This is a genomic window from Rhizobacter sp., assembly GCF_031412495.1.
Classification (GTDB): Bacteria; Pseudomonadota; Gammaproteobacteria; order Burkholderiales; family Burkholderiaceae_C; genus Schlegelella_A.
This window is the reverse complement of record NZ_JANODC010000441.1, coordinates 1-5,933: the sequence shown is the minus strand read 5'-3', so window position 1 is coordinate 5,933 and position 5,933 is coordinate 1. Positions and strand designations below refer to the sequence as shown.

The 5,933-nt window shown below is 70.4% G+C and carries 8 protein-coding genes; all 8 read left to right on the top strand.

Translation table 11 applies throughout. The annotated features are described in order from the left end of the window. Positions 1 to 927: AMP-binding protein (locus AC30N0_RS16460; protein WP_489518979.1), on the top strand; the 927-nt coding region annotated here is incomplete at its 5' end. 10 nt (positions 928 to 937) lie between these two features. After that, positions 938 to 1,948 (top strand): 1,2-phenylacetyl-CoA epoxidase subunit PaaA, encoded by a 1,011-nt coding sequence (paaA, locus tag AC30N0_RS16455; RefSeq protein WP_489518978.1) that lies wholly within the window; start codon positions 938 to 940, stop codon positions 1,946 to 1,948. Next, positions 1,945 to 2,295, top strand: a complete 351-nt coding sequence (gene paaB, locus AC30N0_RS16450) for a 1,2-phenylacetyl-CoA epoxidase subunit PaaB (protein ID WP_489518977.1) — start codon at positions 1,945 to 1,947, stop codon at positions 2,293 to 2,295. The genes paaA and paaB overlap by 4 nt, the downstream gene beginning before the upstream one ends. Next, the gene (gene paaC / locus AC30N0_RS16445) at positions 2,295 to 3,080 is read left to right on the top strand and encodes a 1,2-phenylacetyl-CoA epoxidase subunit PaaC (protein WP_489518976.1); all 786 of its coding nucleotides are present in this window, start codon (positions 2,295 to 2,297) and stop codon (positions 3,078 to 3,080) included. Before paaB ends, paaC begins: the two co-directional genes overlap by 1 nt. Positions 3,081 to 3,094: 14 nt before the next feature. Further along, positions 3,095 to 3,640: a 1,2-phenylacetyl-CoA epoxidase subunit PaaD gene (gene paaD, locus AC30N0_RS16440; protein WP_489518980.1), complete on the top strand. Its 546-nt coding sequence runs from the start codon at positions 3,095 to 3,097 to the stop codon at positions 3,638 to 3,640. Between the two features lie 76 nt (positions 3,641 to 3,716). Next, positions 3,717 to 4,802 (top strand): 1,2-phenylacetyl-CoA epoxidase subunit PaaE, encoded by a 1,086-nt coding sequence (gene paaE / locus AC30N0_RS16435; protein WP_489518975.1) that lies wholly within the window; start codon positions 3,717 to 3,719, stop codon positions 4,800 to 4,802. A 35-nt stretch (positions 4,803 to 4,837) separates the two neighbouring features. Then, positions 4,838 to 5,566 (top strand): TetR/AcrR family transcriptional regulator, encoded by a 729-nt coding sequence (locus tag AC30N0_RS16430; protein WP_489518974.1) that lies wholly within the window; start codon positions 4,838 to 4,840, stop codon positions 5,564 to 5,566. After that, the coding region (locus AC30N0_RS16425) for an ABC transporter substrate-binding protein (RefSeq protein WP_489518973.1) at positions 5,482 to 5,933 on the top strand (452 nt) is incomplete at its 3' end. The genes AC30N0_RS16430 and AC30N0_RS16425, both read left to right, overlap by 85 nt.

Below are 5,933 nucleotides of genomic sequence, written 5' to 3'. Positions count from 1 at the left end.
GCCGGCGGCCGGCCCGGCGACATGGTCCACGTCGCCTACGGCTACGGCCTCTTCACCGGCGGCCTGGGCGCGCACTACGGCGCCGAGCGCGCCGGCTGCACGGTGATCCCGATGTCGGGCGGGCAGACCGAGAAGCAGGTGCAGCTCATCACCGACCTGAAGCCGAACATCATCATGGTCACGCCCTCGTACATGCAGGTGCTGATCGAGGAGTTCGTGCGCCAGGGCATCGACCCGCGCTCGACCAGCCTGCAGGTCGGCATCTTCGGCGCCGAGCCGTGGACCGAGGCGATGCGGCACGAGATCGAGACCCAGGCGGGCATCGACGCCGTCGACATCTACGGCCTCTCCGAGGTCATGGGCCCGGGCGTGGCCAGCGAGTGCATCGAGACCAAGGACGGGCCGGTCGTCTGGGAAGACCACTTCTATCCCGAGATCATCGACCCGGACACCGGCGCGGTGCTGCCCGACGGCGAGGAGGGCGAGCTGGTCTTCACGACCCTGACCAAGGAAGCGCTGCCGGTGATCCGCTACCGCACGCGCGACCTGACCCGGCTGCTGCCGCCGACGGCGCGCGCCATGCGGCGCATGGGCAAGATCGTCGGCCGCAGCGACGACATGCTCATCATCCGCGGCGTCAACCTGTTCCCGACGCAGATCGAGGAGATCGTCCTCGGCCACGGCCAGCTCTCCGGCCAGTACCAGCTGGTCGTCACGCGCGAGGGCAACCTCGACGCCGTGCAGGTGCGCTTCGAGGTGCTGCCGCAGCACGGCGCCGAGAGCCGGGAAGCCCTCGGCGCCTGGCTGCAGCAGCGCATCAAGAGCCTGATCGGCATCACCACCACGGTCGACGTGGGCCTGCCCGGCACCCTCGAGCGCACGCTCGTCGGCAAGGCCCGGCGCGTCGTCGACCAACGCAAGAGATAGGACGGACACCATGTACACGCAGGCGATGGACACGATGGGCAAGGAGGGCCTCGAGGCCGCCCGCCCGGTGCGCTCGGCCGAGGAGATGGCGCGCCAGGAAGCCTTCGACGCCCGCATCGATGCCGGCGAATTCATCGAGGCCAAGGACTGGATGCCGGAGCACTACCGCAGGACGCTGGTGCGCCAGATCAGCCAGCACGCGCACTCCGAGATCGTCGGCATGCTGCCGGAGGGCAACTGGATCAGCCGCGCGCCGACCTTGAAGAGGAAGGCGATCCTGCTCGCCAAGGTCCAGGACGAGGCCGGCCACGGCCTCTACCTCTACGCTGCCGCCGAGACCCTCGGCACCTCGCGCGACCAGCTGGTCGACGCGCTGCATTCCGGCAAGGCCAAGTACAGCTCAATCTTCAACTACCCGACGCTGACCTGGGCCGACATGGGCGTCATCGGCTGGCTCGTCGACGGCGCCGCGATCATGAACCAGGTGCCGCTCTGCCGCTGTTCGTACGCGCCGTACGCGCGGGCTATGGTGCGCATCTGTCGCGAGGAGTCGTTCCACCAGCGCCAGGGCTTCGAGTCGCTGCTGACGCTGATGACGAAGGGCACCGCGGCGCAGCGGGCGATGGTCCAGGATGCCGTCGACCGCTGGTGGTGGCCGAGCCTGATGATGTTCGGCCCGCCCGACAGCGAGTCGCCGAACTCCGAGCAGTCGATGCGCTGGGGCATCAAGCGCATCAGCAACGACGACCTGAGGCAGAAGTTCGTCGACGCGACCGCCGAGCAGGCCAAGGTCCTCGGAGTCACCTTGCCCGACCCGGCCCTGCGCTGGAACGAGGCGCGCCAGGCCTGGGACTTCGGCCCCATCGACTGGGCCGAGTTCTGGCGCGTCGTCGGCGGCGACGGACCCTGCAACCGCGAGCGTCTCGCGGCCCGGGTCGAGGCCTGGGACGATGGCGCTTGGGTCCGCGACGCGGCGATGGCGCACGCCGCGAAGCAGGACGACGCGAGGGAGGCGGCATGAGCCCCGCCGTCACGCCGGGAACGTTGCCGGGACCGCCTGCCGAGCCCCTCGGCAAGCCGGCCAGGAAGGCCGAGTGGCCGCTCTGGGAAGTGTTCGTGCGCAGCAAGGCCGGCCTCGACCACAAGCACTGCGGCAGCCTGCACGCCGCCGACCCGCAGATGGCGATCCAGCTCGCCCGCGACGTCTACACGCGCCGCCAGGAAGGCACCAGCGTCTGGGTGGTGCGCTCGGACCAGATCGTCGCCTCCGACCCCGGCGACAAGGCGGCGTGGTTCGACCCGATGGAAGACAAGGTCTACCGCCATCCCACCTTCTACGAGCTGCCGAAGTCGGTCGACCACATGTGATGCAGGCCTCGATCTCCGTTTGCCCCGATCCCGCCGTGCAGTACCTGCTGCGCATCGGCGACACCTGCCTGATCCTGGCGCAGCGGCTCGGCGAGTGGTGCGGCCACGCGCCCGTCGTCGAGGAGGACATCGCCCTCACGAACATGGCGCTCGACCTCGTCGGCCAGGCGCGCGCGGTCCTGACCCGCGCCGGCGAGATGGAGGCCGAGCGCGGCGGCGAGCGCCACGACGAGGACCAGCTCGCCTTCCTGCGCGACGAGCGCGATTTCCGCAACTGCACGCTGGTCGAGCTGCCGCGCGGCGACTTCGCGGTGACCACGGTGCGCAACTGCGCCATGGCGGTGTTCTTCGAGCTTCTATGGGGCCGCCTCGTGCAGTCCAGCGACGCCGAGCTCGCCGCCATTGCCGGCAAGGCGGTCAAGGAAGCGCGTTACCACCGCGAGCATGCCGCCGACTGGGTCGTGCGGCTGGGCGACGGCACGCCCGAATCGACCACGCGGATGAAGAAGGCGATCGACCTCCTCTGGCCGTACATGGCCGAGCTGTTCGAAGCCGATGCCATCGACGAGGCGGCCTCGGCATCGGGCCTCGGCCCGCGCTGGGCCGACCTGCGCGCGGTCTGGAGGGAGCGCATGGGTGCCGTGCTCGCCGAAGCAGGCCTCGCCGCGCCGCCCGAGCGTGCCTTTCGCAGCACGGGCAAGAACGGGCGGCACAGCGAGCACCTCGGCTACATCCTGGCCGAGATGCAGCACCTGCAGCGTTCCTTTCCGGGCGGCGTGTGGTGAGCGCGCCGGCAGGCATCGCCGCGGCCGCTCCGTCGCGGCCATCCCTGTCGACGACCGCATCCGGGGCGCGCGTGGGCGCCGCATGGGCCGCTCTGGAAAGGGTCCTCGACCCGGAGGTGCCGGTCCTTTCGGTGCTCGATCTCGGCATCGTCCGCGACGTCGTCGACGCCGGCGATGCCATTGAGGTCGTCGTCACGCCCACCTACTCCGGCTGCCCGGCGACCGAAGTCATCGAGCAAAGCATCGTCGAGGCGCTGGAACGTGACGGCCTGGGCCCGGTGCGCGTGCGCATGCAGCGGGCGCCGGCCTGGACCACCGACTGGATGAGCGAGGCCGGCCGGCGCAAGCTGCACGCGTACGGCATCTCGCCGCCCGGCCCGGTCGACCCGTCGCGCGGCATCCCGGTCCGGTTCAGCCGCCGGCCCGTCGTCGCGCTCGCCTGCCCGCGCTGCGAGAGCATGGACACCGAGCGGCTGGCGGCTTTCGGCGCCACCGCCTGCAAGGCGCTCTGGCGCTGCCGCGCCTGCGGCGAGCCCTTCGAGCACTTCAAGCCGATATGAGCATGCCCCCTCGCTCACTGCGCTCGCTGCCCCCCGAGGGGGCGTGGCCGGCCTTGGGGCGGCCCGGCGTCCGGCCATGACCAGCCTTCACTTCCATCCGCTTCGCGTGAAGAGCGTGCGGCCCGAGACCGACGAGGCGGTGGTCGTCTCGTTCGACGTCCCGGCCGAGCTCGCCGAGCAGTTCCGCTTCTCGCACGGACAGCACCTGACGCTGCGCGAGACGGTGGGCGGCAGCGACGAGCGCCGCTCGTACTCGATCTGCGCCGGCACGCACGACGGCGAGCTGCGGGTCGGGGTGCGCAAGGTCCCCGGCGGGCGCTTCTCGACCTGGATCAACGAGCGCCTGCGCGCCGGCGACACGATCCAGGTGATGGCGCCGGAGGGCCGCTTCTTCGTCCCCCTCGATCCGTCGCAGGCACGCAGCTACCTCGGCATCGCCGGCGGCAGCGGCATCACGCCGATCCTGTCGATCATGAAGACGGTGCTCGCCGCCGAGCCGAATTCGCGCTTCACCCTGATCTACGGCAACCGCCGCCAGCGCTCGACCATGTTCCTCGAGGAGATTGAGGACCTGAAGAACCGCTACCTGTCTCGCCTGACGCTGCACATGCTGTTCTCGCAGGAGGCGACCGACCTGCCTCTCTACAGCGGCAGGCTGTCCCGGGACAAGCTCGGTGAATTCCTGGGCAGGGTCGTCGACCCGGAGTCGATCGACCATGCCTTCGTCTGCGGGCCGCACGCCGTCAACGACGAAGCCGAGGCGGCCCTTCTCGCCGCCGGCGTCGGCCCCGACCGGATCCACATCGAGCGCTTCGGCGTACCCGACGAGAACCCGGCAAGCCGGGCCGCCGTGCACGCGCCGCGCGAAGGCGACGCCGCCGACGCGACCGTCGTGATCATCCGCGACGGCGTCCGCCGCGAGATCGAGTACCACGCCTGGCAGGGCAACGTGCTCGAGGCGGCCGCGGCCGCCGGCCTCGAGGTGCCTTTTTCCTGCAAGTCCGGCGTCTGCTGCACCTGCCGTGCCAAGCTGCTCGAAGGCGAGGTCCGCATGGCCCGCAACTTCGCCCTCGAGAAGCACGAGGTCGCCGCCGGCTTCGTCCTCACCTGCCAGTCGCACCCGCTCACCGAACGCATCGTCGTGTCGTTCGATGACCGCTGAGGCGATGGGCCTGCCGACCTCGGGAAGCCGCTGACATGCCGCGCGGACGAGCCCGGGGCTACGAACTGCAGCGCGAGACCATCCTCGCGCGCGCCGCGGAGTTGTTCGCGCGGCACGGCTACACGGCGACGACGATGAACGAAGTGGCCGAGGCCTGCGGCGTGTCCAAGCCATCGCTCTACCACTACGTGCAGGACAAGCACCAGCTGCTGGTCGAGATCGCCGCCGGTCACATCGCGCGGCTGCTGGCGCTGGTCGACGAGGTCGGCACGGCCGGCCTGGCGCCGGAGCCGCGCGTGCGGGCGCTGATCGACGCCTTCATGGCCGTGTATGCCGACTCGCAGAACGAGCACCGCGTGCTCACCGAGGACGTCCGCTTCCTCGCTGCGGCCGAGCGGCGTCGCGTCCTCGGCGGCGAGCGCAAGGTCGTCGCCGCCTTCGCCGACGCCATCGCCGCCGCCCGGCCCGAGCTGCGCGGCGCCGGCCTCGAGAAGCCGCTCGCGATGCTGCTCTTCGGCATGATGAACTGGATGTTCACCTGGCTGCAGCCCAAGGGCGCGCTCAGCCACGCCGACATGGCCCCGGTCGTCGCCGACCTGTTCTTCGGGGGCCTCGCCGCCGTCCGGACGCCGCCCGGCCCGGTTCCCCTTTCCCCTTCACGCCTCAACGGAGACACCGCATGTCTTTCCCCAGAACCGCCCTCGTCGCCCTCGGCCTCGCCGCGGCGGCCACGCTTGCGAGCGCCGACATCAACGTCGGCGTGACCGTCTCGGCGACCGGCCCGGCCGCGTCGCTCGGCATCCCGGAAAAGAACACCATCTCGCTGCTGCCGCAGACGATCGGCGGCCAGAAGGTGAACTACATCGTCCTCGACGACGCCTCCGACACCACCACGGCCGTCGCCAACACCCGCAAGCTCATCACCGAGAACAAGGTCGACATCGTCCTCGGCTCGTCGACGACGCCGAACTCGCTGGCGATGATCGACGTCGTCGCCGAGGCGCAGACGCCGATGATCTCGATCGCGGCCTCGGCGCGCATCGTCGAGCCGGTCGACGCGAAGCGGAAGTGGGTCTTCAAGACGCCGCAGAACGACATCATGATGTCGCTGGCCATCGCCAGCCACATGGC